The sequence below is a fragment of the Bradyrhizobium sp. 76 genome (assembly GCF_023073025.1).
Classification (GTDB): Bacteria; Pseudomonadota; Alphaproteobacteria; order Rhizobiales; family Xanthobacteraceae; genus Bradyrhizobium.
Map to the genome: position 1 here is coordinate 354,107 of NZ_JADPIS010000109.1, position 25,459 is coordinate 379,565.

Annotated in this window: 21 protein-coding genes; 7 read left to right on the top strand and 14 right to left on the bottom strand. The window is 64.2% G+C overall.

The window, feature by feature from the left end:
- The first annotated feature begins 53 nt into the window (after window positions 1–53).
- Window positions 54–473, top strand: coding sequence for a PaaI family thioesterase (locus tag IVB48_RS31390; protein ID WP_007599679.1), 420 nt, complete (start codon window positions 54–56; stop codon window positions 471–473).
- Between the two features lie 5 nt (window positions 474–478).
- Here the strand turns inward: IVB48_RS31390 and IVB48_RS31395 are convergent, their stop codons facing one another.
- Entirely contained in the window at window positions 479–1,363 is an 885-nt protein-coding gene (locus tag IVB48_RS31395; protein WP_247406190.1) for a LysR family transcriptional regulator, read from the bottom strand.
- Window positions 1,364–1,482: 119 nt separating this feature from the next.
- On the opposite strand from IVB48_RS31395, the gene IVB48_RS31400 reads away from it, so the two are divergent.
- The gene (locus IVB48_RS31400; protein ID WP_247406192.1) at window positions 1,483–2,118 is read left to right on the top strand and encodes a pyridoxamine 5'-phosphate oxidase family protein; all 636 of its coding nucleotides are present in this window, start codon (window positions 1,483–1,485) and stop codon (window positions 2,116–2,118) included.
- Between the two features lie 131 nt (window positions 2,119–2,249).
- On the opposite strand, the gene IVB48_RS31405 is transcribed toward IVB48_RS31400, so the two are convergent.
- From IVB48_RS31405 to IVB48_RS31415, 3 genes are read right to left on the bottom strand one after another with little or no spacing between them, the layout of a single operon-like run.
- Window positions 2,250–2,981 carry an ABC transporter ATP-binding protein gene (locus IVB48_RS31405; RefSeq protein ID WP_027570159.1) on the bottom strand — a complete coding sequence of 244 codons (732 nt, stop codon included), beginning with the start codon at window positions 2,979–2,981 and terminating at the stop codon, window positions 2,250–2,252.
- A complete protein-coding gene (locus tag IVB48_RS31410) occupies window positions 2,978–4,747 on the bottom strand; it encodes a branched-chain amino acid ABC transporter ATP-binding protein/permease (RefSeq protein WP_051462974.1) in 1,770 nt (589 codons plus the stop codon). Before IVB48_RS31410 ends, IVB48_RS31405 begins: the two co-directional genes overlap by 4 nt.
- 7 nt (window positions 4,748–4,754) lie before the next feature.
- The gene (locus IVB48_RS31415) at window positions 4,755–5,795 is read right to left on the bottom strand and encodes a branched-chain amino acid ABC transporter permease (protein WP_027570161.1); all 1,041 of its coding nucleotides are present in this window, start codon (window positions 5,793–5,795) and stop codon (window positions 4,755–4,757) included.
- A gap of 176 nt (window positions 5,796–5,971) precedes the next feature.
- On the opposite strand from IVB48_RS31415, the gene IVB48_RS31420 reads away from it, so the two are divergent.
- Complete coding sequence (locus tag IVB48_RS31420) at window positions 5,972–6,493, top strand: MarR family transcriptional regulator (protein WP_027570162.1); 522 nt, start codon at window positions 5,972–5,974, stop codon at window positions 6,491–6,493.
- Window positions 6,494–6,550: 57 nt separating this feature from the next.
- Here IVB48_RS31420 and IVB48_RS31425 read toward each other — a convergent pair whose 3' ends face one another.
- The 10 genes from IVB48_RS31425 to IVB48_RS31470 form a co-directional block, all read right to left on the bottom strand.
- Window positions 6,551–8,647: an EAL domain-containing protein gene (locus tag IVB48_RS31425; protein ID WP_247406194.1), complete on the bottom strand. Its 2,097-nt coding sequence runs from the start codon at window positions 8,645–8,647 to the stop codon at window positions 6,551–6,553.
- A 222-nt stretch (window positions 8,648–8,869) separates the two neighbouring features.
- The gene (locus IVB48_RS31430; RefSeq protein WP_247406196.1) at window positions 8,870–10,153 is read right to left on the bottom strand and encodes a glycerate kinase; all 1,284 of its coding nucleotides are present in this window, start codon (window positions 10,151–10,153) and stop codon (window positions 8,870–8,872) included.
- Between the two features lie 193 nt (window positions 10,154–10,346).
- Entirely contained in the window at window positions 10,347–11,576 is a 1,230-nt protein-coding gene (locus tag IVB48_RS31435; RefSeq protein ID WP_027570165.1) for an ABC transporter substrate-binding protein, read from the bottom strand.
- 239 nt (window positions 11,577–11,815) lie between these two features.
- Entirely contained in the window at window positions 11,816–13,042 is a 1,227-nt protein-coding gene (locus IVB48_RS31440; protein ID WP_247406198.1) for an ABC transporter substrate-binding protein, read from the bottom strand.
- Between the two features lie 120 nt (window positions 13,043–13,162).
- Window positions 13,163–14,398: an ABC transporter substrate-binding protein gene (locus IVB48_RS31445; protein ID WP_247406200.1), complete on the bottom strand. Its 1,236-nt coding sequence runs from the start codon at window positions 14,396–14,398 to the stop codon at window positions 13,163–13,165.
- 31 nt (window positions 14,399–14,429) lie between these two features.
- On the bottom strand, window positions 14,430–15,446 hold the full coding sequence (locus IVB48_RS31450) for a branched-chain amino acid ABC transporter permease (RefSeq protein ID WP_026233593.1): 1,017 nt from the start codon (window positions 15,444–15,446) through the stop codon (window positions 14,430–14,432).
- A gap of 2 nt (window positions 15,447–15,448) precedes the next feature.
- Window positions 15,449–16,327 carry a branched-chain amino acid ABC transporter permease gene (locus tag IVB48_RS31455; protein WP_007599708.1) on the bottom strand — a complete coding sequence of 293 codons (879 nt, stop codon included), beginning with the start codon at window positions 16,325–16,327 and terminating at the stop codon, window positions 15,449–15,451.
- Between the two features lie 12 nt (window positions 16,328–16,339).
- Window positions 16,340–17,053, bottom strand: a complete 714-nt coding sequence (locus tag IVB48_RS31460; protein WP_007599709.1) for an ABC transporter ATP-binding protein — start codon at window positions 17,051–17,053, stop codon at window positions 16,340–16,342.
- On the bottom strand, window positions 17,050–17,847 hold the full coding sequence (locus IVB48_RS31465; RefSeq protein WP_007599710.1) for an ABC transporter ATP-binding protein: 798 nt from the start codon (window positions 17,845–17,847) through the stop codon (window positions 17,050–17,052). Before IVB48_RS31465 ends, IVB48_RS31460 begins: the two co-directional genes overlap by 4 nt.
- A gap of 66 nt (window positions 17,848–17,913) precedes the next feature.
- Window positions 17,914–18,780, bottom strand: coding sequence for an IclR family transcriptional regulator (locus IVB48_RS31470; protein ID WP_007599713.1), 867 nt, complete (start codon window positions 18,778–18,780; stop codon window positions 17,914–17,916).
- 128 nt (window positions 18,781–18,908) lie between these two features.
- Between IVB48_RS31470 and IVB48_RS31475 the strand changes: the two genes are divergently transcribed.
- The 4 genes from IVB48_RS31475 to pimC all read left to right on the top strand — a co-directional run bounded on the left by IVB48_RS31475 (window position 18,909) and on the right by pimC (window position 25,436).
- A complete protein-coding gene (locus IVB48_RS31475) occupies window positions 18,909–21,005 on the top strand; it encodes a 3-hydroxyacyl-CoA dehydrogenase NAD-binding domain-containing protein (protein WP_247406202.1) in 2,097 nt (698 codons plus the stop codon).
- Between the two features lie 206 nt (window positions 21,006–21,211).
- The gene (pimA, locus tag IVB48_RS31480) at window positions 21,212–22,906 is read left to right on the top strand and encodes a dicarboxylate--CoA ligase PimA (RefSeq protein ID WP_247406204.1); all 1,695 of its coding nucleotides are present in this window, start codon (window positions 21,212–21,214) and stop codon (window positions 22,904–22,906) included.
- Window positions 22,903–24,090: an acetyl-CoA C-acyltransferase gene (locus IVB48_RS31485; protein WP_247406206.1), complete on the top strand. Its 1,188-nt coding sequence runs from the start codon at window positions 22,903–22,905 to the stop codon at window positions 24,088–24,090. The genes pimA and IVB48_RS31485 overlap by 4 nt, the downstream gene beginning before the upstream one ends.
- Window positions 24,091–24,245: 155 nt before the next feature.
- Entirely contained in the window at window positions 24,246–25,436 is a 1,191-nt protein-coding gene (gene pimC, locus IVB48_RS31490; protein WP_247406209.1) for a pimeloyl-CoA dehydrogenase large subunit, read from the top strand.
- The last annotated feature ends 23 nt before the right edge of the window (window positions 25,437–25,459 follow it).

Consider the following 25,459-nt stretch of genomic DNA (forward strand, 5'->3'; position numbering starts at 1 on the left):
CAACCGTCACGTCCCTCGCGTTCAATGGCGGCAGCCACCAACGCGAGATGGACATGACCAGCACCGACATCCCCGCCGGCTTCGAGCCGCACTTTCGCAAAGCCCCGCTCACCGATCCCTGGGAGCCGCTTTACTCCAGGAAGACCGACAACGGCGTCACCGTGGGATTGCGGCTGGCAACACCGCACACCAACGCGCGCGGGCTGATCCATGGCGGCCTGATCGCGGCGCTGGCCGATGCCGCCATGGGCTACAGCTGCGCGCAGGCGACGGGCTGGACCACCTCGTTGGTCACGATCTCGCTGTCGGTCGACTATGTCGGCGCCGGCGAGATCGGCCAATGGCTGGCAGTCGAGGGTGAGGCGATCAAGACCGGCAGCACGATCTGCTTCGCGCAGTGCCTCGCGAAGGCCGACGGCGCCGTGATCGCGCGCGCCAGCGGCACCTTTCGCGTCGTGCCGAAGAAGGGGTGAGGGCGTCACCCAAATTTCCACTCCGCGGTCTCCACCACGAGATCGACGAAGGCGCGCACCTTGGCGGAGAGCAGGCGCGAGGTCGGGTAGACGATGTGGATTGGCAGCGCCGGCTGCTCGTAGTTCGCCAATACGATCTTGAGCCGCCCGCGCCGCAAGCCTTCGGCGGCCTGATAGGCCAGCACTCGGGTCACGCCGCCGCCGGCCTCGGCATATTGCAGGGCGGCGTCGGCGCTGTTGCTGGCGAACCGTGGATTCGGCGCCACCTCGATGTCGTGGCCGTTCTGTACGAAGCGCCAGTTCGCGGATGGACCGAACGCGATGGTCTGGTGCGTAAGCAGTACCTCCGGCGTCTTCGGCTCGCCATGGCGCTTGAGATAGCCTGGCGTCGCCACCACGATCCGCCGCATCTCGCCGACCTGGCGCGCGACGAGCGAGGAGTCGGCGAGATGGCCGATCCGCACCGCGACGTCGACGGCATCTTCCACGAGATTGACGAGGTTGTCCGACAGCCGCAATTCGCAGGCGACCTCGGGATAGCGCTTGAGGTAGGCGATCATGACAGGGCCGACATGGAGCCGGCCGAAGCCGACCGGCGCCGCCACTACCAGCCGCCCGCTCGGCCGGCTGCGCTCCTCCCGTGCCGAGCCGTCGGCCTCCTCGACATCGGCGAGGATGCGACGCGCGCGCTCGAGATAGCGCGTGCCGACGTCGGTCAGGGTCACCTGACGGGTGGTCCGCTGCAACAGCCGCGCCCCGAGATGCTCCTCCAGAGCCGCGATCAGCCGCGTCACCGCCGAGGGGGACAGCCGCAGCTTTCGTGCCGCTGGCGCGAAGCCGCGCAAATCGGCGACGGTGACGAAAACATGCATGGCTTCAAGGCGGTCCATGGCATTATTGCATATAACGCAATGATGAAGTGTCAAGCCGGCTGATTGTTTTAGCCTGCGAAAAGTCCACTTTAGCTGGCGAAGACGCAAGGACGCGCCGGGATTTCGGGAGATGGTCGATGACGGCAACTCACACCTACGCCAGCGACGTGGCATTCACGCCGGCGGTGAAGTCGATCCAGACCCGAAAGGGATCACGCGAAGGCTATGCGCATGCCGAGCAGCGCGGCTGGCGCACCGAGGTCGATGAGAACCTCGCGGCGTTCCTGGCCGACGCCAACAGCTTTTATCTCGCCACGGCCTCTGCCGACGGCCAGCCCTACATTCAGCATCGCGGCGGCCCGAAGGGGTTTTTGAAGGTGCTGGACAAGCAGACGCTCGCGTTCGCGGACTACGCCGGCAATCGGCAATACATCACGCAGGGAAACCTGTCTGAAAATCCCAAGGCCTACATCTTCGTGATGGACTACGCCCATCGCCGTCGAGTGAAGATCTGGGGCGAGGCCCGCGTGGTCGAGGACGACGAGGCGCTGACGACATCGCTGATGCCGAAAGGCTATCGGGCGCGCCCGGAGCAGGTGATCCTGTTCAAGATCGAAGCGTGGGATACGAACTGCCCGCAGCACATCCCGCAGAAGTTCGACGCTGGCGATGTGGCAGCGGCGCTGGCGGCGAGGGATACGAAGATAGCGGAGCTGGAGGCGGAGGTCGCGGCGCTGAAGGGGGAGGCGAACTCACCATCCAATGAAAGCTAGAGCGACTTGCGCGGGATGAGGGGTCCCTCTCCGCGTATGAAGCGGTTTCCGTTTGGATGGATACCCCTCATCCGGCGCTTCGCGCCACCTTCTCCCGCAAGGGGAGAAGGGAAGAGGAGTTGACGGCGCACTTACAACACACTCGCGCCTTCGTGCTGGAAGCCGAGATAGCTGGCGGCGACGCGTTCATTCGCCGCGATGTCGCTGGCCTTGCCGCTGAGCACGAACTCGCCGAGCTCCATGACGTAGGCTTGATCCGCGATCTTGAGCGCGGCCTGCGCGTTCTGCTCGACCAGCAGCACGGAGACGCCGGCGGCACGCAACTCGGTGACGATGCGGAAAATGTCGGCGACGATGATCGGGGCGAGGCCGAGGCTCGGCTCGTCCAGCATCAGGAGCTTGGGCTCGCCCATCAGCGCGCGGCCCATTGCGAGCATCTGCTGCTCGCCGCCGGAGAGCGTGCCGGCGAGCTGCTTGCGCCGCTCCTTGAGCCGCGGAAACAGCGTGTAGACCCGCTCCATCGAGGCTTTCGCCTTGCTTCTCTCGATGCGGAAGGCTCCTAACTCGAGATTGTCCTCGACATTCATGGTCACGAACAATTCGCGGTGCTCGGGAACGAGGCCCAGCCCCATGGCGACGCGGTCCTCGATGTCGAGCCGCGACAAATCCTGACCTGCGAATGAAACGCGCCCCTTCAGCGGCAAAATGCCGATGATGGCGGACAGCAGCGTGGTCTTGCCGGCGCCGTTGGCGCCGACGATGGTGACGATCTGGTTCTGGCCGACTTCGAGCGAGACCGAACGCACGGCCTCGACCTTGCCATAGGCGACATGGGCGTCGGCGACGGACAACAGCGCGCTCATGCCGCCACTCCGAGATAGGCCTTGATCACTTCGGGATTGGTCTTGATCGTGGCCGGCGTTCCTTCCGCGATCTTGGTGCCGAAATCGAGCACCACGATGCGGTCGGCAAGGTTCATGACGAAGCCCATGTCGTGCTCGACCAGCAAGACGCTCATGCCGCCGTCGCGTAGCTCCCGCAGCAGCGTCGCGAGCTGCTGCTTCTCCATGTGGCGCAGGCCGGCGGCCGGCTCGTCGAGCAGCAGCAGCATCGGATCGACGCACAACGCACGGGCGATCTCGACGATCCGTTGCTGTCCCAGCGAGAGCGAGCCTGCGAGCTGATGCATCTGCTCGCCCAGTCCGACCCGCTCGATCTGGCGGGCGGCCTCGGCGAGCAGCTTTGCCTCATCAGTGCGGTCGAGCCGCAGCATCGAGGAGATCGGCCCCGAATGGCCGCGCAGATGCGCGCCGATTGCGACGTTTTCCAGCACGGTCATGTCAGGCACCAGCTTGACGTGCTGGAAGGTGCGGGAGATGCCGAGCTTGACGATCTCCTGCGGCGGAGCCCTGTCCACCTTGTTGCCGAGCACGGAGATTGAGCCCGAGCTGGCCGACAGCACGCCGGTGATCAGGTTGAAGGTGGTGCTCTTGCCTGCGCCGTTGGGGCCGATCAGCGCGACGATCTCGCGGGCCTGAACGTCGAAGGAGACGTTGTTCACCGCGACCACGCCGCCGAATTGCTTCCGCGCCTTTTCGACCTGGAGCAGGACGCTGGATTGGCCGGGCGAGCGGGTGCGCTGCTCCAGTTTCAGCGAAGTGTCCGGCTTCTTGCCACTGGTACGCTGGGGCAGGAACGACATCAGCCAGGGCCAGACGCCGCCGGGTGCGAGCTGGAGCAGCGCCACCAGCATGATGCCGAACACGATGGTCTCGACCTGGCCGGAGCCGGGCAGGATCAGCGGCAGGTAACTCTGCAGCACTTCCTTCAGGACCACGACGAGCGCCGCACCGAGGACGCCGCCCCAGACATAGCCGGCGCCGCCGACCACGGCGATGAAGAGATATTCGATGCCCGCCTGCGCGCCGAACGGCGTCGGATTCACCGCGCGTTGAAGATGGGCGTAGAGCCAGCCGGAGAGGCCGGCGAGCACGGCGGCATGGATGAACACCAGCATTTTCGCCCGCGGCGTGTGCACGCCGAACGCCTCGGCCGCGACATGGCCGCGCCGGAGCGCGCGGATGGCGCGGCCGGTACGGGAGTCCAGCAGGTTCATCGTGAGCAGCGCCGAGAGGATTACGGCAACCCAGATCGCGTAGTAGATCGAACCGGGCGAGAGCATTTTGAACGAGCCGATCGACAGCGGTGGGATCGCCGAGATGCCGTCGTTTCTTCCCAAAAACTCCAGCTTGCTGAAGAGATAGAACAAGCCGAGTCCCCAGGCCAACGTGCCGAGCGGCAGATAATGGCCGGACAGACGGACCGTGACGAGGCCGAGCAGCACCGCCAACAATCCGCTGACCACCAGCGACAGCGGCAGCGTCAGCCAGGGCGACATGCCGTAGGTCGTCGACAGCACCGCGGTGGTGTAGGCGCCGAAGCCGACGAAGGCCGCTTGTCCGAACGAGGTCAGGCCGCCGACGCCGGTCAGCAGCACGAGGCCCATCGCGACCAGGGCGGTGAGGCCGACATTGTCCAGCAGCACGATCCAGAACGGGGGCATGCCAGGAACGAACGGGATCGCCGCCATGATCAGCGCGAAGATGAGGATGGGGAGCCGGCTCTGCATCTTGGCGTCAGTCCTTCTCTTCCTCGACCGCAGGCGCCGCGAGCGAGCGCAGCAGCAGCACGGGAATCAAGAGCATGAAAACGATCACCTCCTTGTAGTTGGAGGCATAGAAGGACGAGAACGCCTCGACGATGCCGACGACCAGCGCCGCGACCGCGGTGAGGGGATAGCTGACAAGCCCGCCGATGATGGCGGCGACAAAGCCCTTCAGGCCGATCAGGAAGCCCGAGTCGTAATAGAGCGTCGTGATCGGCACGATCATGATGCCCGACAGTGCGCCGATGACGGACGCCAGCAGGAAGGCGATCTGCCCGGACAGCGTGGTGCGGATGCCGACGAGCCGGGCACCGAGCCGGTTCACGGCGGTCGCGCGCAGCGCCTTGCCGTAAAGTGTCAGCCCGAAGAACAGCCACAGCCCGACGATGAAGGCGATAGTGATGCCGTAGACCGTGATGCTCTGGCCCGTGAAGCGCAGCGCGCCGGTGGTGAAAGATCCGGACAGCACGGCAGGTCCGCGCTGGCCTTCGGCGCCGAAGAACAAAAGGCCCAAACCCTGAAGCGCCAGGTGGACGCCCACCGAGGCGATCAGCAGCACCAGCACCGAGGTGTGCGCCAGCGGCTGGAATGCGATGCGGTAGAGAAACAGGCCGATCATCGCCACGATCACCAGCGACAGCGCGATGCAGACCGCAACCGGCGGCTTCTGGGCGGCGTAGTAGACGGTCAGCGCCAGCACGATGGCCGGCAGCACGATGTTGGTGAGGGCGCTGCGCAGCACCAGGCGTCCGTGCAGCGCCTTGCGCGCGGCGAACAGGTCGAACGCGAAGGCGCCAACGCCGAGGGCGAGCGCGAGTTTCGCCGTGCCCGGCATCTGGCCCGCGGCCAGCGAGGCGTAGGTCAGCGCGCCATAGGTGACGAATTCGCCTTGGGGAATGAGGATGACGCGGGTGACGGCGAACACCAGCACCAGCGCCAGGCCGAGCAGCGCATAGATCGCGCCATTGGTGATGCCGTCCTGCAGCAGGAACAGCATGATGGTGGTATTCAAGACCGGACGCTCCCCCTCAAAGATTCAGGACCGGTCCCCTGATTGTGGTGGACGGTCCGCTCACAGCCATTGAACAGCGCTGACGATATTTGATATGGTCCATAACAATTATCAAATATAACATCAAGGGTGGCGAACGATCCTCCCGAACTTAACGGGATTGCGAGCATGAGGCGATGACCGTTTCCAAAAGCGCTGAAAAGTCCTCTGAAAAACCCGCCGAGACCGCCAAGGGCCGCAAGGATGCGGCCGACGGGCCTGGCGAAGCCCTCCAGCTCGGCGAGCTCTCGGAGCAGCTCGGCTATGTCCTGAAGCGGGCACAGCTCAAGGTGTTCGAGAACTTCCTGCGCTGCATGGCCTCGCTCCAGCTCACGCCGGCGCAGTTTTCCGTGCTGTTGCTGGTCGAGAAAAACCCCGGCCGTAACCAGACCGAGATCGCCTCCACCCTCGGCATCCTGCGTCCGAATTTCGTGGCCATGCTCGACAATCTCGAGAGCCGCGACCTTTGCGCGCGGATCCGCTCCACCAACGACCGCCGCTCGCACATCCTGGTGCTGACCGACAAGGGCAAGGCCGTGCTGGCCCGCGCCAAGAAGCTCGTCGCCACCAAGCACGAGGCCCGGCTGAACGAGCTGCTCGGGCCGTCCAACCGCGAAGCCCTGCTCGGGATGCTCTCGAAGATCGCCAACGAGTTTTGACGCTTTCATTGCTCCGAAGACGGAGCATCGAACCTGGAAACGCGGGCGGGGCGGCGGTTATGCCGCAGCGAACCGGTCGGGCATGGCAGGTGCTTCCGCGGACAGGAAACGGCGCTCGATTTCCCCGGCGGGCAAGGGCGGGCTGAACAGATAGCCCTGCATTTCCGTGCAGCCTTCCGCTGCGATCCGGTCCCGTTGCTCCTCGGTCTCCACGCCCTCCGCCGTCGTCGTCATGCCCATCCCGCGCGCCAGTGCCGCCACCGCCCGCACGATGCTGAGGGAGGCCGCATTGTTTTCCACGCCGCTGACGAAGGACCGGTCGATCTTGATCTTGTCGAAGGGGAAGCATTGCAGATAGGTCAGTGACGAATAGCCGGTGCCGAAATCGTCCATGGCGACCTTGATGCCCAGCGCCCGGAGCTGGTGCAGCGTCGTAAGCGTCCCATGCCTGTCCTGCAGCAGAACGCTTTCCGTGATTTCGATTTCCAGCCGCCGCGGATCGAGGCCGGAGGCCGCGAGCGCGCCGACGATCACCTCTGTCAGGCCCGGCTGGCGGAATTGCACCGCCGAGATGTTGACGGCGACGTGCAGATGGTCCGGCCATCGGCTTGCAGTGGCACAGGCCTGCCGGATCACCCATTCGCCGATCGGCACGATCAGGCCGATCTCTTCCGCAAGCGGGATAAAGCTGTTCGGCGCGACCAGTCCGCGCCCTGGATGTCGCCAACGGATCAAGGCTTCGAAGCCGCTGATCTCGCCGCCGTCGGTCTTCACGACCGGCTGGTAGTGCAGTTCGAACTCGCCGGCGGCAAGGCCGTTGCGCAGGTCCTGCTCCAGCGCGCGACGGCTTTGCGCCTCTTCGCCCATGGCCGGCTCGAAGAAGCAGTGCATGCCGCGGCCGTCGCTTTTCGCGCGATACAGGGCCAGATCGGCATTGTGCAGGAGTTGCTCGGGCGTCGAGCCGTCACCGGGCGCAATGGCGATCCCGATGCTCGCGCCCACAATAGCCTGATGTCCGTCGAGCCCGAACGGAGCACTCAGGGTGCTGACAACATCACGCGCCAGCGTGTCCGCTTCGCTCGAATCGGAAATCGGCGACTGGAGGATGACGAATTCATCGCCACCCATGCGCGCGATCGTATCGCTGTCGCGCGCGAGCTGCTTGAGGCGGCGGCTGACATCCTGCAGCAGGATGTCGCCGGCCTGGTGGCCCAGGGTGTCGTTGACGGCCTTGAACTTGTCGAGATCGATGTGGTGGATCGCGAACATCCCGCCCTGTTCGAGCGCCTGCTTGAGGCGCTGACCGAGTAGGGCGCGATTGGCGAGGTCCGTCAGCGCGTCGTGGTGCGCCATATGCGCGATCTGCAATTCCGCCTTGCGCTGCTCGGTGATATCTTCGTGCGTCGCGACCCATCCGAGATCTGGCATCGGTCGGTGCCTGATCTTGAAGGTTCGCCCGTTCCGCATCTCGACGATGCTGTCCATGGCCTCGGCCGACGTGGCGACATCGGTCCGCCATGTGGCGTATTCCTCCCGCGTCATTGCCGGCACGCTGCCGGCTTCGAAGCGCAGGTCGAGGATCTCTTGGAGCGGCGTGCCCGGACGAACGCGGTCGGGCGGCAGGCCGTACATTTCGATATAATGCGTGTTGCAGACGAGCAGCCGATGGTCGGCGCTGAAGAAGCAAAGTCCCTGCGACATGTTGTTGATCGCAATGTCGAACTGAAAATTGCGCTCCTGCAGCCGCGCACTGAGCTCTTCGCGCTCGGTAATGTCCTCGTGGGTCGCCATGCCGCCGCCGTCGGGCAGGGGATGGATGGTGTAGGCGATGATTCTTCCGTCGGCGAACTGCTGGACCGTCTGCTCGCTGACGACCGAGCCTTCCGTGCGGGCGCGGACATAGGCGCCGGCTTCTCCGCCGATGTTCAGGCCCAGTTTGAGCCGATGCTGGATCAGGTCCTTGATCGGCGTTCCCGGGCGCACCTGCTCGGGCGAGAGCGCGTACATCTCGCGGTAGCGCGGATTGCAGAAAATGACCCTGCGGTCGCTGCCAAAAAGGATGATCCCAAGCCACAGATTATTGGCGGCGCACTTGAGCAGCTCGCCGAGCACGAGCGGATCAATGCTTGCGACCTCCTGATCACTTTGCGCCATGTGCGTTGCCCCCGGGACGACGCGATTAGAGCAGGCGGTGGTGAATCAGCCCAACAATACGCCCAGTTTCGGGACATGTTCCTGAAACTGCGGCGAATGCGAGGTTAAAGGCGGCGATGCCCGCCCCCTGGAAAAGAGGAGGCCGACGAGAATTCAGAGATCGTTAACCATGCCGTCCCGCCGAACCGCGCGCGGCGCCGGCGGGATGGCGATGCCGCCGTGTCAGTCGACCAGGATTACCCTGATGTCGTTGACATTGGTCAGCGTGGGACCCGGCAGCAGCAGGTCGCCCGTCGCCTCGAAGAACGTCGTCGCATCGTTGTTGTCGAGATAGACCTGGGGTTGCAGCCCCTGCGCCGCCATCTTCGCGAACGTCGCCGCATCGATCAGCGCGCCGGCGGGGTCGGTGGGATTGCCGGCACCGCCATCGGCGCCGTCGGTGTCGCCGGCGAGCGCGGAGATGTCAGGCGTGTCCTTCAAGAGGGCGGCGAGCGCCAGCGCGTATTCCTGGTTCGGGCCGCCGCGGCCATTGCCCCGCACGGTGACCGTGAGCTCGCCGCCGGAGAGGATCGCGACGCGCTTGCCCTGCGCGCGGGCCTGAAGCGCCAGCCTGGCGTGATCGGCGGCAACGTCGCGGGCCTCGCCCTCAAGGTCGGCACCGAGATCGATCGTCTCGTAACCGGCCTCATGCGCGAGCCTCACCGCAGCGTCGAGCGATTGCTTCGGACGTGCGATCAATTCGAAATGCGCGCGCGCGAACGCGGCGTCTCCCGGCTTGCAGCTTTCGTTCGCGGGGTCGTCCAGCGCGCGGCGAACGGCATCGTCGATGTCGAGCTTGTACCGGGCGACGATGGCGCGCGCATCATTGAGCGTGGTCGGATCGGGCACGGTCGGACCCGAGGCGATCGCGGAGGGATCGTCATGGGGCACGTCGGAGATCGCAAGCGTCACGATCTCGGCGGCATTTTTGCCCGCGCGCGCCAGCCGGCCGCCCTTGATCCGCGACAGATGCTTGCGCACGACATTCATCTCGCCGATCGGCGCGCCGGAGCGGAGCAGCGCCTTGTTGACCGCCTGCTTCTGCGCGAAGCTGATGCCGTTGACGGGCGCGATCCAGTTCGCCGAGCCGCCGCCGGTGAGCAGCACCAGAAGCAAATCGTCCGGCCCGGCCTCGGCTGCGAGCGCAAGCGTATCGGCCGCGCCCTTCAGGCCGGCTTCGTCAGGCACAGGATGACCGGCCTCGACCACGCGGATGTGGCGCGTCGGCACGCCGTAGCCGTGACGCGTGGTGGCGATGCCGACCAGGCGCTCCGGTGCGAGCCCGAGCGTGTCGAGATAATGCCGCTCGGCGGCGGCGGCCATCGCGGCCGCGCCCTTGCCGGCGGCGAGACAGATTACGCGTCCCCTTGGCGCGGGCCGCAGGTGCGGCGCCAGTATCGTGCTCGGATGAGCGGCGGCAACGGCGGCGTCGTAGAGCGCGCGGAGCAGGGGGCGTCGGTCGGTCATGACGAAGGGCCTTGAGCGGGCAGGAAAGACTGGCGGCAAACGCGCCGCTCACCTGCCTACCGCATCATGCGCCAAAGCGTAAGCCGGCTTTGCCATCATTCGATTGTGCAATCGCGTGATCATAATCGACGCGCAAGCAAAAACCCCCTGCGATGGTTCGCAGGGGGTTTTCATCGTCGTGGGTATCAGGCGGTTAGCCGCCGACGTCGGCGCTGATCACGTCGCCGAACAGTTCCCACTTCTCGCCCTTGAACTTCTCGAGCTGGAGCTGGCTGATCGGCGCGAAATCGGTCGGCGAGGTGTTGATCTGCACGCCCGGCAGCAGCACTTCGGTGCGGAAGTCCTTCAGGCTGGCGGCCTGTTTCATGACGTTCGCGCGGGTGAGATCGTCGCCGCACTGCTTCAGGATCTGGACCAGGGTCTGCGCCACGCCGTAGCCGACGATGGTGCCGTGATCGAGCTTGTCGCCGTCAGGAAAGTACTTGTTCATGAACGCGACGAAGTCCTTCATGCCGGGGTCGCTGTTCCACGTCGAATCCGAAATGTCCTTCAGATAGTCGGCGGAGATGATGTCCTGCGAGTTCTCGAACCCGGCGGGCTTGAGCACGCTGCCGACGGAGGCCGAGACGTTGTTGAGGAAGTGCAGCGGCTTCCAGCCGATCTCGGCCACCTTCTTGATCGCCTGCGCCGCGAATTTCGGCGTCGTGATGTTCATGAAGACGTCGGCGCCGGTCGACTTCAGCTTGACGATGTGGTTGTCGATGGTCGGCTCGGAGGTCTCGTAGCTCTCCTCCATGACGATCATCGACGCGGCCTTGGCGCCGAGGCCGTCCTTCAGACCTTTGAGATAATCCTTGCCGTAATCGTCGTTCTGGAACAGCACGGCGATCTTGGCGTCCGGCTTGTTCTTGAGCAGCCATTTCGCGTAGATCTGCGTTTCGCTCTGGTAGTTGGGCTGCCACCCCATCGTCCAGGGGAAGTTCTGCGGATCGTTCCACTTGGTGGCGCCGGTGGCCACCAGGAGCTGCGGCACCTTCTTCGAGTTCATGTATTTGTGGATCGCCGAGTTCGGCGGCGTGCCGAGCGAGTTGAAGATGAACAGCACCTCGTCGCTCTCGACCAGCTTGCGCGCCTGCTCCACCGTCTTCGGCGGCGAATAGGCGTCGTCGTAGCTGATGTAGTTGATCTTGCGGCCGTTGATGCCGCCTTCGTCGTTGATCTTCTTGAAATAGGCGGCTTCCGTCCGCCCGATGATGCCGTAGGCGGAGGCCGGTCCGCTGTAGGGCATGATGTTGCCGACCTTGATCTCGGTATCGGTCGCGCCGGTATCGTATTTCTTCTGGGCCGATGCAGTGGAGGCCGAGGCCGCAATGAGCGCGAGCGCCAGTGACGCGGCCGCAAGTTTGCCGGTGACAGCGGGCATTCCTATCTCCCTATTTTCTTGGTGTGTGTGCGTCCCTTTTCTTGTGTTGCCTGTTCTTGGTGACGCAGCCGCAATTCAATACGATTTACCTGATGCCTACAACAGAAAGCCCCTGCGGCGGGGTCGCAGGGGCTGCTTCTTTAGTAGTCAGGGACGGGCGCGCGCGCGTGTGCGACTGCGAGAAGGTGCATCCGTCTGAGTTGACGAGCCGATCAGGAGCGAGTTTGAGTTGCGCGGCTTCAGTGGCCGAGTTCGCTCGAGATGACGTCCCCGAACAGCTCCCATTTCCGGCCCTTGAACCGCATCATCTGGAGCTGCTCGATCGGGGCGAAATTATCGGCCGCGGTGTTGATCTTGATGCCGGGCAACAGGGTGTCGGGCTCGAAATCCTTCAGGCTTGCCGCCTGCTTCATGACGTTGTCGCGAGTGAGGTCGTCGCCGCACATTTGCAGCACCTTCACCATCGTCTGCGCGGCGGCATAGCCGAACACCACGCCGGCATCCAGCTTGTTGGCCTTGGGATCGTATTTGGCGAGGAAGTTGTAGAACTTCTTCATGCCGTCGTCGGCATTCCATTGCGGGTCGGACCCGTCCTTGGTGTAGCTCGCCGACAGGATCCCTTGCGAGATCTCGAGCCCCGCCGGCTCGAGCACGCCGCCGACCGAGGCCGAGACGTTGGAGATGATGTGGACCGGATGCCAGTTGATCTCGGCCGCCTTCTTGATCGCCTGTGCCGCAAATTTCGGCGTGGTGATGCTGACGAAGATGTCGGCGCCGGAGGCCTTCAATTTCACGACGTGCTCGTCGATTGCCGGCTCCGACGTGTCGTAGCTGTCTTCCAGCACGATCGTCGAGGCCTTGGGCCCAAGGCCGTCCTTCAGTCCTTTCAGATAGTCCTTGCCGAAATCGTCGTTCTGGTAGAGCACGCCGATCTTGCCGTCCGGCTTCTCCTTCATGATGTACTTGGCGTAGATGCGCGCCTCGCTGGCGTAGCTCGGCTGCCAGCCCATGGTCCAGGGATATTGCTTCGGATCGTTCCACTTCGAAGCGCCGCTCGCCACGAACAATTGCGGCACCTTCTTCTCGTTCATGTATTTGCGGATGGCGCCGTTGGTGGAGGTGCCGAGCGAGCCGAAGGTCAGCAGCACCCCGTCGCTCTCGACCAGCTTGCGGGCCTGCTCCACCGTCTTCGGCGGCGAATAGCCGTCGTCGTAGGAGATAAACTTGATCTTGCGGCCGCCGATGCCGCCCTCGGCATTGATCTTGTTGAAATAGGCTTCCTCGGCCTTGCCGATCGCCGCATAGGCGGAGGCCGGGCCGCTATAGGGCATGATGTTGCCGATCTTGATCTCGGTATCGGAAGCGCCGCTGTCGTATTTCTTTTGCGCCAGGGCCGGGTTGCCCATCGCAGTGCACAACGCGAATGCGGCCAGAACGCCCGCAACCTGAAATCGAACGGCAGTCATCTTTCTCCACCCGGAACGGATCGCCGCCGCATTGAACAAGAATGATGCGGGACGTCAACAAAAAGCCCCCGCGATCGTTCGCGGGGGCTTCTCGACGTGTCGGACTATAGCGTCAGGGTGTCACTCGGTGGCGATGTCGCCGCTGATGATCTCGCCGAAGAGTTCCCACTTCTCGCCCTTGAAGCGCTGCATCTGGAGCTGGGCGATCGGGGCGAAGTCGGTGGGCCCGGTGTTGATCTTGACGCCGGGCAGCAGGGTGTCCGGTGCAAAATCCTTCAACGAGGCCGCCTCCTTCATGATGTTGGCCCGGGTCAGATCGTCGCCGCACATTTCCAGGACCTTGGCCAGCGTCGACGCCGCGCCGTAGCCATAGACCATGCTGGTGTCGGACTTGTCGGCACCCGGCATGTACTTGTCGACGAACTCGTTCCACTTCTTCATGCCGGGGTCGTTGGCCCACTGCGGGTCCGTGGAGTCCTTGGCATAGGCTGCCGACAATACGCCCTGCGAGGCCTCGAAGCCGGCCGGCTTCATCACGCTGCCGACCGAGATCGACACGTTGGTGAGGATCTGCAGCGGCTTCCAGCTCAGCTCGGCGGTCTTCTTGATGGTCTGGGCGGCGAACTTCGGTGTCGCGTAGATCAGCAGGACGTCGGGATTGGCCGCCTTGATCTTGACGATGTGACCGTCGATCGAGGGCTCCGACACCTCGTAGCTCTCTTCCATGATGATCATGGACGCGCCCTTGGCGCCCAGGCCGTCCTTGGTGCCCTTGAGGTAGTCTTTGCCGAAATCGTCGTTCTGATAAAGGATCGCGATCTTGGCGTCCGGCTTCTCCTTCAACAGCCATTTCGCGTAGATCTGCGCTTCGCTCTGGTAGGAGGGCTGCCAGCCCATGGTCCAGGGGAAGTTCTTCGGGTCGTTCCACTTGGTGGCGCCGGTGGCGACGAACAGCTGCGGGATCTTCTTGGCGTTCAAATACTTCTGGATCGCGCTGTTCGAAGGCGTGCCGAGCGGGTTGAACACGACGATCACTTCGTCGCTCTCGACCAGCTTGCGGACCTGCTCGACGGCCTTCGGCGGCGAATAGCCGTCGTCATAGGTGACGAAGTTGATCTTGCGGCCGTTGATGCCGCCCTTGTCGTTGATCATCTTGAAATAGGCTTCTTCGGTCTTGCCGATGATGCCATAGGCCGACGCCGGACCGCTATACGGCATGATGTTGCCGATCTTGATCTCGGTATCGGACGCGCCGGTGTCGTATTTCTTCTGGGCGAATGCGGCGCCGGAGGTGAGAGTGATGACCGCCGTTGCCGTCACCAGCGCAGCGGTTCGCAGTGTTCTTTCAAAAAACAATTCGGGTCTCCTTAGCTTAATCAACGGGTTGTCAGTTCTTTCTGAGCCGGCCGACGAGTTGCTGGCCCATGATCGCGATCTGCCTCGCGCCGTGCGGGACGAGGTAGATGACGGCGAACAGGAGTACGCCGAATACGGCGCCGGAGAGGCCCTTGGAGATGCCCTCCGCCATGTTCGGCACGAAGATGATGAAAGCTGCGCCGACGAACGAGCCGGGCAGCCAGCCGACGCCACCGACGACCATGCCGAGGAACAGCGAGATCGCCAGCGTGATCGTGTAGCTGTCGGGCGCGACGAACTGCACGGCGATGGCGCCAAGCGAGCCGGCAACGCCGGTGATGCCGGCGGACACGCCGAAGGCCAGCGTCTTGTACAGTGCGACGTTGACGCCCATCGAGGAGGCCGCGATCTCGTTGTCGCGGATCGCCATAAAGGCACGGCCCGAGCGGGAGCGCAGCAGGTTTACCGAGAAGATGTAGATCGCGAGCACGACGGCGAGCGAGAAGTAGTAGAGCCAGGTGTCCTGCGACATCGGCAGCCCGAACGGCGCGTCGGGCTTAGTGACGACGAGGCCCTGCACGCCGCCCGTCCAGTGCTCGAGGAAGTTCAGCTTCAGCAGCTGCGGCATCGCGGTGGCAAGCGCAAAGGTCGCGAGCGCGAGATAGACGCCCGATAGCCGCAGCGCCGGCTTGCCGAACAGGTAGCCGAATGCGAAGCAGACCGCCGCGGAAATCGGAATTGTCAGCGCATAGTTGACGTTGAAGTACTCCATCAGCACCGCCGACGTATAAGCGCCCACGGCGTAGAAGGCGCTCTGGCCGAGCGAGAACTGGCCGGAGCCGCCCGTCAGGATGTTCAGGGCCAGCACCGCGAGCCCGTAGATCAGGAGCATCGTCATCTGGAAGATGATGAAGTTCTTGACGAACACCGGCACGATCAACAGCACCGCCAGCACTAACAGGGAGGTGCCCGTGCCCAGCGTCATCGCCCGTTTCGGAACCGCCTCGACGGCCGGGGCTTCCGTGACGACGTCTTCTGCAGCGCTCATGATCAAACTCGCTTGACGATTTGCCGGCCGAACAGGCCAGCGGGTTTGACGACCAGGACGGAAATGATCAGCGCGAGCGCGATCGGGAGCTTCAACTCGTTGCCGACGCCGGGAATGTAGGTGCCGGCGAGGTTTTCGAAGACACCGACCAGGAAGCCGCCGACCACGGCGCCGAACGGGCTCGTCAGTCCGCCGAGCACCGCCGCGGCGAAGCCGTAGATCAGCACGCCGCCCATCATGTTGGGCTCGAGGAACACGACCGGTGCGATCAGCATGCCGGCGATCGCACCGATCGCGGACGCCATGCCCCAGCCCAGCGCGATCATCCAGCTCGTGTTGATGCCGACCAGCCGGGCCGATTCAGGTACGGAGGCGGCCGCGCGCATGGCGAGGCCGATCTTGGTGTACTGGAAGAAGAAGTAGAGGCCGAGCAGCAGCAGCACCGTCACGCCGATCATGCCGGCCTGGTGGGTCGAAATCAGCTGGCTGCCGAGGAACGGCGAGGAGCCGAACGGGGTCGGATACTGCTTGATGGTGAAGTCCCAGATCAGGCCGGCCGAGGAGTTGATGATCGCGAACAGCGCGATGAAGCCGGCGACGTTGGTCAGCACCGGCGCCTTGGCGAGCGGCTTGAACAGGATGCGCTCGATCGCGATGCCGCCGACGAAGGACAATGCCAGCGTGATCACGAAGGCGGCCCAATAGGGAATGCCCCATTGCATCAGCTGCCAGGAGATGAAGGTCGAGAACATCGCCATCTCGCCCTGCGCGAAGTTGAGATGGTCGATCGCCTGGTAGATCATGACCACGGCGAGCGCCATGCAGGCGTAGATCGCGCCCGTGGCGATGCCGGCCAGCACTTGGTTGGTGAACAGCTCCATCGTGCCGGCTCCTCAGTAACCCAGGTAGGATTTGCGGATTTCTTCGTTGTTCGCGATGTCCTTGGCGTTGCCCGACATCACGATGCGTCCGGTCTCGATCACATAGGCCTGGTCGGCGAGCTCGAGCGCGAGCTGGGCGTTCTGCTCGACCACCAGGATCGACACCTTGTCCTCGCGATTGATCTTGCCGAGGATGCCGAACAGGTCGCGCACCACCAGCGGCGCCAGGCCGAACGAAGGCTCGTCCAGCAGCATCAGCCGCGGCCGCAGCATCAGCGCGCGGGCGACCGCGAGCATCTGCTGCTCGCCGCCCGAGAGCGTGCCGGCCTGCTGGGTATGCCGCTGCTTGAGCACCGGGAAATGCGCATACATGCGCTCGATGTCGGAGACGATGCCGGCGCTGTCCTTGCGGGTGATTGCGCCGAGCTGGAGGTTTTCCTCCACCGTCATGGTGGTGAAGGTGCCGCGGCCCTGCGGCACATGGGCGATGCCGAACCGTACGATGCTTTCGGTGGAGCGGTTGTTCAGCGGCTTGCCGTCGAACTCGATGCCGCCGGTCGAGCGCACCATGTTGCAGATCGCGCGCAGCGTGGTGGTCTTACCGGCGCCGTTGGCCCCGAGCAGCGTGGTCAGCGATCCCTCGCTGAGCGAGAAGGAGAGGCCGTGGAGCGCCTGGACCTGGCCGTAATAGGCGCGCAGGTCCTTGACGTTGAGCAGCGTCGTCATTGGTCCTTGCTCCCGAGATAGGCCTTGATGACGTCGGGATCCGCCTGCACTTGGGCCGGCGTGCCTTCCGCGAGCTTCTTGCCGAAATTCAGCGCGACGACGTGGTCGGCGATCGACATCACGAGGCCCATGTGATGCTCGACCAGCAGCACGGTCATGTGGCGTTCGTCGCGGATGCGGCGGATGAGGTCGCCGAGCACGTAGACTTCCTCGTGGTTGAGGCCGCCGGCGGGCTCGTCGAGCAGCAGGATCTTCGGATCGGCAGCGAGCGCGCGCGCCAGCTCGACGCGCTTCTGCGTGCCGAACGGCAGGCCCGACACGACGGTGTGGGCGACATCCTCGAGGTCGAGATAGGCGAGGATCTCGTGCACCTTCTTGTTGACGTCGCTCTCGCTGCGGCGAACCCAGGCCAGCCGCAGCGAGTCGCTGATGATGTCGCTGGAGGTGCGGGCATGGGTGCCGACGCGGACATTGTCCATCACCGACAAATTCGGAAACAGCGCCACGTTCTGGAAGGTGCGGCCGATGCCGATCTCCGCGATCCGGTGCGGCGGGCGCGTCAGGATGCTCGCGCCCTCCATCAGAATGTCGCCGGACGACGGCTGGTACAGCCGCGAGAGGCAGTTGAAGAGCGTGGTCTTGCCGGCGCCGTTAGGGCCGATCAAACCGAGGATCTGGCCCTTGTGCATGTCAAAGGACACACCGTTGAGCGCGACGATGCCGCCGAACACGACGCTGACGTCGCGAACCGCGAGCAGGGGCGATGTCCCCTGCGCGAGCTGTGCCTGCGTCATCTCGTCTCGCCCACTCTGTTCGGTGAGCGAAGGAGCGATGTGAACCGCTCTCGATGACAACAAAGGCTATCTGATCCCCTCGGCCACACGCGCAACTTTCCCTCCTGATTTCAGCTTTTTGCTGACGTCTTTTTTGGAATGCGGCATCAGACCCCCAAGTGCCGCTTCGATGTTCCTTACCATCGCAAGCAGACGCGGTCCAATGTCGTTGATCAAACGCTCTTCCGTGAAGCGGAATGCCGGCGCGCCGCAATTGAATGCGTAGGGGCCGGTTCCGTCGTTGAGCCTGAGTGCGACGCCGGCGGCGCCGATGTCGTCGTGCCAGTCGCCGACCGAAATCGCAAATCCGTATTTCGCGACCGTCTCGCCGGAACGTTCCAGCCCGTCGCGCATCTTTGGCCAGCGGCTGCCGTAATGTTCGCGCAAGACACGAGACAGTTCCGCCCGATCGTTCTCCTCGAGCGCCCAGAAATAGGCGCGGCCCATCGCGCTGGTTGCAATCGGCACGCGGGAGCCGACGTCAAGTTGAACGCCGACCGTCTCGCTGCCGCGGCTTTGCCCGAAATAGATCATGCTGTGACGGTCGCGGCCGCCGACGGCAACGGCTCCGCCGGTCGCGCGCATCATTTCCTCGCGGAACGGTTCGGACAAATGCCGAACGCCGAGATTGGACAACGCGGCGTAGCCGAGCGCCATCGCGGCCGGCGCAAGCTGATATTTCTCGAAGCGGGGAACCGGCGTCAGATAGCCGAGCTTGGTCAAGGTATAGGTCAGCCGCGAAACGGTCGGCTTCGGCAAATTGGTACGGGCCGCGATTTCCTGATTGCCAAGAAGTCCGTCGCTGGGCTGGAATGCGCGCAATACGTCTAGTCCGCGGGAAAGCGCGACGACGAAATTCCGATCGGTCGCGGTCTTCTTTCCTGTACGCTTCATCCCAGATCTGCTTCTTGCGCGGAGTCGTTGACAAGCCACGTGCTTCAAAATAACCCTGCCGTCAAGATGCGGAATTAAATTCCGCAGTGCGAAATTGAACAAAAGTTACCCCACCAAGGAGGGACACCGTGAGCGAAGTGGTCAAGCTTGAGCGTCATGACGAAGTCGGGATCGTCACGGTCAACAGCCCTCCGGTCAACGCGCTGAGCGCCGCGGTTCGCGGCGGAATTCTGGAATGCATCAAGGCCGCAATCGCCGATCCCGCCATCAAGGGCATCGTGCTGACCTGTGCCGGCCGCACCTTCATCGCAGGCGCCGACATCACCGAATTCGGCAAGCCGCCGAAGGCGCCCGCCCTCAACGACGTGCTTTCCGAGATCGAGAATTCACCGAAGCCGGTCGTGGCCGCGATTCACGGCACCGCGCTCGGCGGCGGCCTCGAGGTCGCGCTCGCCTGTCATTTCCGTGTCGCGGTGAAGGAAGCCAAGCTCGGCCTGCCCGAGGTGAAGCTCGGCCTGCTGCCGGGCGCCGGTGGCACCCAGCGCCTGCCGCGCGCAGTCGGACCGGAGCTTGCGGTCAAGATGATCGTCGGCGGTGATCCGATCGGTGCGGCGGAAGCTCTGAAGAACGGCCTGATCGAGGAGATCGTCGAGGGCCCGGCCGCCGGAGGTGAAGCCTTCGTACGAAAGCTGCTGGCTGAAAAGCGTCCGCTGCGCCGTCTGCGTGACGACGACTCCAAGATCGCGGCGGCCAAGGTCGATCGCTCGATCTTCACCAACGCGGTCGCCGCCATGACCAAGAAGTCGCGCGGCCTGGAAGCTCCGTTCGCGGCGGCTGACGCCGTCGGCTACGCCATCGACCTGCCGTTCGACGAAGGCCTCAAGAAGGAGCGCGAAGGTTTCCTGAAGCTCGTCGCCAGCGATCAGTCCAAGGCGCAGCGTTATGCCTTCTTCGCCGAGCGCGAGGCCAGCAAGATCGCCGGCGTTCCTGAGGGGACCAAGCCGCGGCCCGTGAACCGCGTCGCCATCCTCGGCGCCGGCACGATGGGCGGCGGCATCGCGATGTCCTTTGCCAATGCCGGCGTTCCCGTCACCCTGATCGAGACCGGCGAGGAGCAGCTCAAGCGCGGCATGGGCATCATGCAGAAGAACTGGGAAGCGACCGCGGCGCGCGGCGGCATCCCGGCGGATGCACCCGCCAAGCGCATGGCGCTGATCAACGGCGTCGTCGGCATCGAGAACGTCGGTGATGCTGACCTTATCATCGAAGCCGTGTTCGAGACCATGGCGGTGAAGAAGGAAGTGTTCGGCAAGCTCGACCAGTACGTCAAGCCTGGCGCCGTGCTCGCCTCCAACACCTCGTACCTGAACATCGACGAGATCGCGAAGTCGACCAAGCGGCCGCAGGACGTGCTCGGCATGCACTTCTTCTCGCCCGCCAACGTCATGAAATTGTGCGAGATCGTGCGCGCGGACAAGACCGCGCCGGATGCCCTTGTGACCGCGGTCTCGATCGCGCGCAAAATCGCAAAGGTGCCGGCCGTGGTCGGCGTCTGCGACGGCTTTGTCGGCAACCGCATGCTGGCCCAGCGCGGCAAGCAGTCCGAGAAGCTGCTGTTCGAAGGCGCGCTTCCGCAGCAGGTCGACGCCGTCGTGACGAAGTTCGGCATGCCGATGGGGCCGTTCGCGATGGGTGACCTCGCCGGCCTGGACATCGGCTGGCGCTCGCGCAAGGACCGCGGCATCAAGTCGGAGATCGCGGACGCGCTCTGCGAAGCCGGGCGCTTCGGCCAGAAGACCGGCAAGGGCTATTACAAATACGAAGCCGGCTCCCGTTCGGCGCTGCCGGATCCCGAAGTCGAGAAGCTGATCGATGAGACGCTGCTGCGCATGGGCCGCAAGAAGCGCGTCGTCAGTGACGACGAGATCCTCGAGCGCATGATGTATCCGATGATCAACGAGGGCGCAAAGATCCTGGAGGAAGGTATCGCCGCGCGCCCGTCCGACATCGACGTGGTCTGGCTCTATGGCTATGGCTGGCCGATCTACCGCGGCGGCCCGATGTTCTGGGCCGACACCGTCGGCCTCAAGCACATCGCCGATCGTCTCTCCTTCTATGCCAAGGAGACCAACGATCCGAGCCTCGAGCCCGCGCCACTGCTGAAGAAGCTCGCGGCCGAAGGCAAGACCTTCGCGTCGCTCGCGGCGGGCTCGAAAGCGGCGTGATTGGATTGGGCTCGGTGACTGCGAACACCTTTGCCAGGGCAAGGCTCTCTCCGTTCCCTCCCCCCTTGTGGGGGAGGGTCAGGGAGGGAGGTAGCCCCGGTCGGCGTCCGAGTTCGTGGCACCCCCTTTCCCCAACCCTTCCCGACAAGGGGGAAGGGAGCCCGTCTGTCCGTGCCGGCCTCACGTTTGCAGAGTAAGAACCGTTAATGACCCATCCCGGCGAACAGTTTTATCCCGAGGGCGTGCGTTGGGACGACGCCATCGTCAAGGGCACGCTCCCTGACCTGCTGTCGAAAGCCGCCGCTGACTACGGTGCGCGCACCGCGATCGAGTTTCGCGATCGTCCGATCAGCTACACCGAGCTCGCCGCGATGGCGGAGCGTGCGGCTGCCGCGTTCCTGCGCGCCGGCTGCGGCAAGAATACTTCCATCGCGCTGTTCCTCGGCAATACGCCGGACCATCCCGTCAATTTCTTCGGCGCGCTGAAGGCCGGCGCCCGCGTCGCGCATCTGTCACCGCTCGACGGCGAGATCGCGCTGACGCACAAGGTCTCCGATTCCGGTTCGCGCCTGCTCGTCACGTCCAACCTCGCGGCGCTGCTGCCGACCGCGCTGAAATTCCTGGAGAAGGGCCTGATCGACCGCCTGGTGGTCTGCGAGGACAATAATTGGGGTAAGGTCGGCACGCCGCAGGCTGCGATCCCCAGCGATCCCCGCATCGTCACCTTCAAGGCCTTTGTCGAGGGCGCCACCGCGCCGGCAGAGTGGCCGCAAGTGAGCGCCGACGACGTCGCGCTGCTGCAATATACGGGTGGCACCACCGGCTTGCCCAAAGGCGCGATGCTGACCCACGGCAATCTCACCTCGGCCGTGTCGATCTACGACGTCTGGGGCAAGCCGTCGCGCGCGACGCGTGGCGACGTCGTCGAGCGCGTGATCTGCGTGCTGCCGCTGTTCCACATCTATGCACTCACAGTCGTGCTGCTGTCCTCGCTCAGGCGCGGCAATCTGATCTCGCTGCATCAGCGTTTTGACGTCGAAGCGGTGATGCGCGACATCGAAATCAAGCGCGCCACTTATTTCCCCGGCGTGCCGACGATGTGGATCGCGATCGCAGCCCTTCCCGATCTCGACAAGCGCGATTTTTCCTCGCTGGCGACGATCGGCTCCGGGGGCGCGCCGCTGCCGGTGGAGATCGCGAGTTTCTTCGAGCGCAAAGTCGGCAAGAAGCTCCGCAGCGGCTGGGGCATGACCGAGACCTGCTCGCCCGGCACCGGCCATCCGCCTACAGGTCCCGATAAGCCCGGCTCGATCGGCCTGATGCTGCCCGGCATCGAGCTCGACGTCGTTTCCCTGGACGATCCGACACGCGTATTGCCGCCGGGCGAAGTCGGCGAGATCCGCATCAAGGGCCCGAACGTCACCAGGGGCTACTGGAACAAGCCCGAGGGATCCGCGGAGGCCTTCGTCGACGGCCGCTTCGTCACCGGCGACATCGGCTATGTCGATAGCGACGGCTATTTCTTCCTGGTCGACCGCAAGAAGGACATGATCATCTCCGGCGGCTTCAACGTCTATCCGCAGATGATCGAGCAGGCGATCTATACCATGTCAGGCGTGCACGAGGTGATCGTGCTCGGCATTCCCGACCAGTACCGGGGGGAGGCGGCCAAAGCCTTCATCAAGCTGAAGCCGGATGCAAAACCGTTCTCGCTCGACGAGCTGCGCGCGCAGCTTGCTGGCAAGCTCGGCAGGCACGAATTGCCGGCGGAGGTCGAATTCGTCGACGATCTGCCGCGCACGCCGGTCGGAAAGCTGTCGCGCCATGAGTTGCGCCAGCAGCAGAAACCATCACAATCCGCCCAACTTGCCACCCGACTTGCATCAGGAGATCGCTCTTGACCGACGCCGTCATCGTTTCCACCGCCCGCACCCCGATCGGCAAGGCTTATCGCGGCGCGCTCAACGCTACCGAGGGCGCAACCCTGCTTGGCCACGCGATCGGCGCGGCCGTCGCGCGCGCCAAGGTCGACCCCAAGGAGGTCGAGGACGTCGTGATGGGCGCAGCGCTCCAGCAGGGCGCGACCGGCGGCAACATCGCGCGCAAGGCGCTGCTCCGTGCTGGTCTCCCCGTCACGGTCGGCGGCACCACCATCGACCGGCAATGCGCCTCGGGACTGCAGGCGATCGCGCTCGCCGCACGTTCGGTGATTTTCGACGGCGTCGAGATCGCGGTCGGCGGTGGCGGCGAGTCCATCTCGCTGGTGCAGAACGACAAGATGAACGGCTTCCATGCGCAGGACCCGGCGCTGCTCGAGATCAAGGGCGAGGTCTACATGCCCATGATCGACACCGCCGAAATCGTGGCCAACCGCTACGGCATCTCGCGGGAGAAGCAGGACGAATATTCGCTGGAGAGCCAGCGCCGTACGGCCGCGGCCCAGCAAGGCGGCAAGTTCAAGGATGAGCTCGCGCCGATCACCACAAAGATGGCGGTGACCGACAAGGCAACCGGTGCAGTCTCGTTCAAGGACATCACGCTCTCGCAGGACGAGGGCCCGCGCCCCGAGACCACCGCAGAAGGCCTCGCCGGCCTCAAGGCCGTGCGCGGTGAAGGCTTTTCGGTCACCGCCGGCAATGCCAGCCAGCTCTCTGACGGCGCCAGCGCGAGCGTGATCATGAGCGACAAGGAAGCGGCGAAGCGCGGGCTGAACCCGCTCGGCATCTTCCGCGGCTTCGTCTCCGCCGGCTGCGAGCCCGACGAGATGGGCATCGGCCCGGTGTTCGCGGTGCCGCGCCTGCTCAAGCGTCATGGCCTCACCGTCGACGACATCGGCCTGTGGGAGCTCAACGAAGCCTTCGCGGTGCAGGTGCTGTATTGCCGCGACAAGCTCGGCATCGACCCCGACAAGATCAACGTCGACGGCGGCGCGATCGCGGTGGGGCATCCCTACGGCATGTCGGGCGCGCGCCTCACCGGCCACGCTCTGATCGAAGGCCGCCGCCGCAAGGCGAAATATGCGGTCGTCACCATGTGCGTCGGCGGCGGCATGGGCGCGGCGGGGCTTTTTGAGGTGTTGCAGTAGTTCTGGTCCAGTAGCCGTCGTCCCGGCGAAAGTCGGGACCCATACTCCGCAGCAGGAGTTTGGCGCACGAACAACAATGGCCTTCGCAGGACAACGAAGGCCGGTGGTTATGGGTCCCGGCCTTCGCCGGGACGACACATTCACAGGAGGATCCGATGGATCTCGCATTCACGAAAGAAGAGCAGGCGTTTCGCGAGGAAGTGCGGTCATTCTTCCGCGACAACGTGCCGCCGGACACGCGGCGCAAGCTGGTCGAGGGCCGCCACCTCTCGAAGGACGAGATGGTGACGTGGTGGCGCATCCTCAACAAGAAGGGCTGGGGCGTCAGCCACTGGCCCAAGCAATATGGCGGCACCGGCTGGACCTCCGTGCAGCACTACATCTTCAACGAAGAGCTGCAGTCCTATCCGGCGCCGCAGCCGCTCGCCTTCGGCGTCAGCATGGTCGGCCCCGTGATCTACACCTTCGGCAATGAAGAGCAGAAGAAGCAGTATCTGCCCCGCATCGCCAATGTCGACGATTGGTGGTGCCAGGGCTTCTCCGAGCCCGGCTCCGGCTCCGACCTCGCCTCGCTGAAGACCAAGGCCGAGCGCAAGGGCGACAAGTGGATCATCAACGGCCAGAAGACCTGGACCACGCTCGCCCAGCACGCCGACATGATCTTCTGCCTGTGCCGCACCGATGCGACCGCCAAGAAGCAGATGGGCATCTCCTTCATCGTGTTCTCGATGAAGTCGAAGGGCGTCACCGTGCGCCCGATCCAGACCATCGACGGCGGCGCCGAGGTCAACGAGGTCTTCTTCGACGACGTCGAAGTACCCTACGAGAACCTGATCGGTGAGGAGAACAAGGGCTGGGATTACGCGAAATTCCTGCTCGGCAATGAGCGCACCGGCATCGCTCGGGTCGGGGTCTCCAAGGAGCGGCTCCGCCGCATCCGCGATCTCGCCGGTAAGGTCGAATCCGGCGGCAAGCCGATCATCCAGGACGCGGCCTTCCGCGACAAGCTCGCGGCCTGCGAGATCGAACTCAAGGCGCTCGAGCTGACGCAGCTCCGCGTCGTCGCCGACGAAGGCAAGCACGGCAAGGGCAAGCCCAATCCGGCTTCCTCGGTGCTGAAGATCAAGGGCTCCGAGATACAGCAAACCACCACCGAGCTGTTGATGGAAGTGATCGGCCCGTTCGCCGCGCCCTACGACGTGCACGGCGACGACGGCTCGAACGAAGCCATGGACTGGACCGCCCAGATCGCGCCGAGCTATTTCAACAACCGCAAGGTCTCGATCTACGGCGGCTCCAACGAAATCCAGCGCAACATCATCGCCAAGGCGGTGCTGGGGCTGTGATCGTACACTATTAACGCGCACTC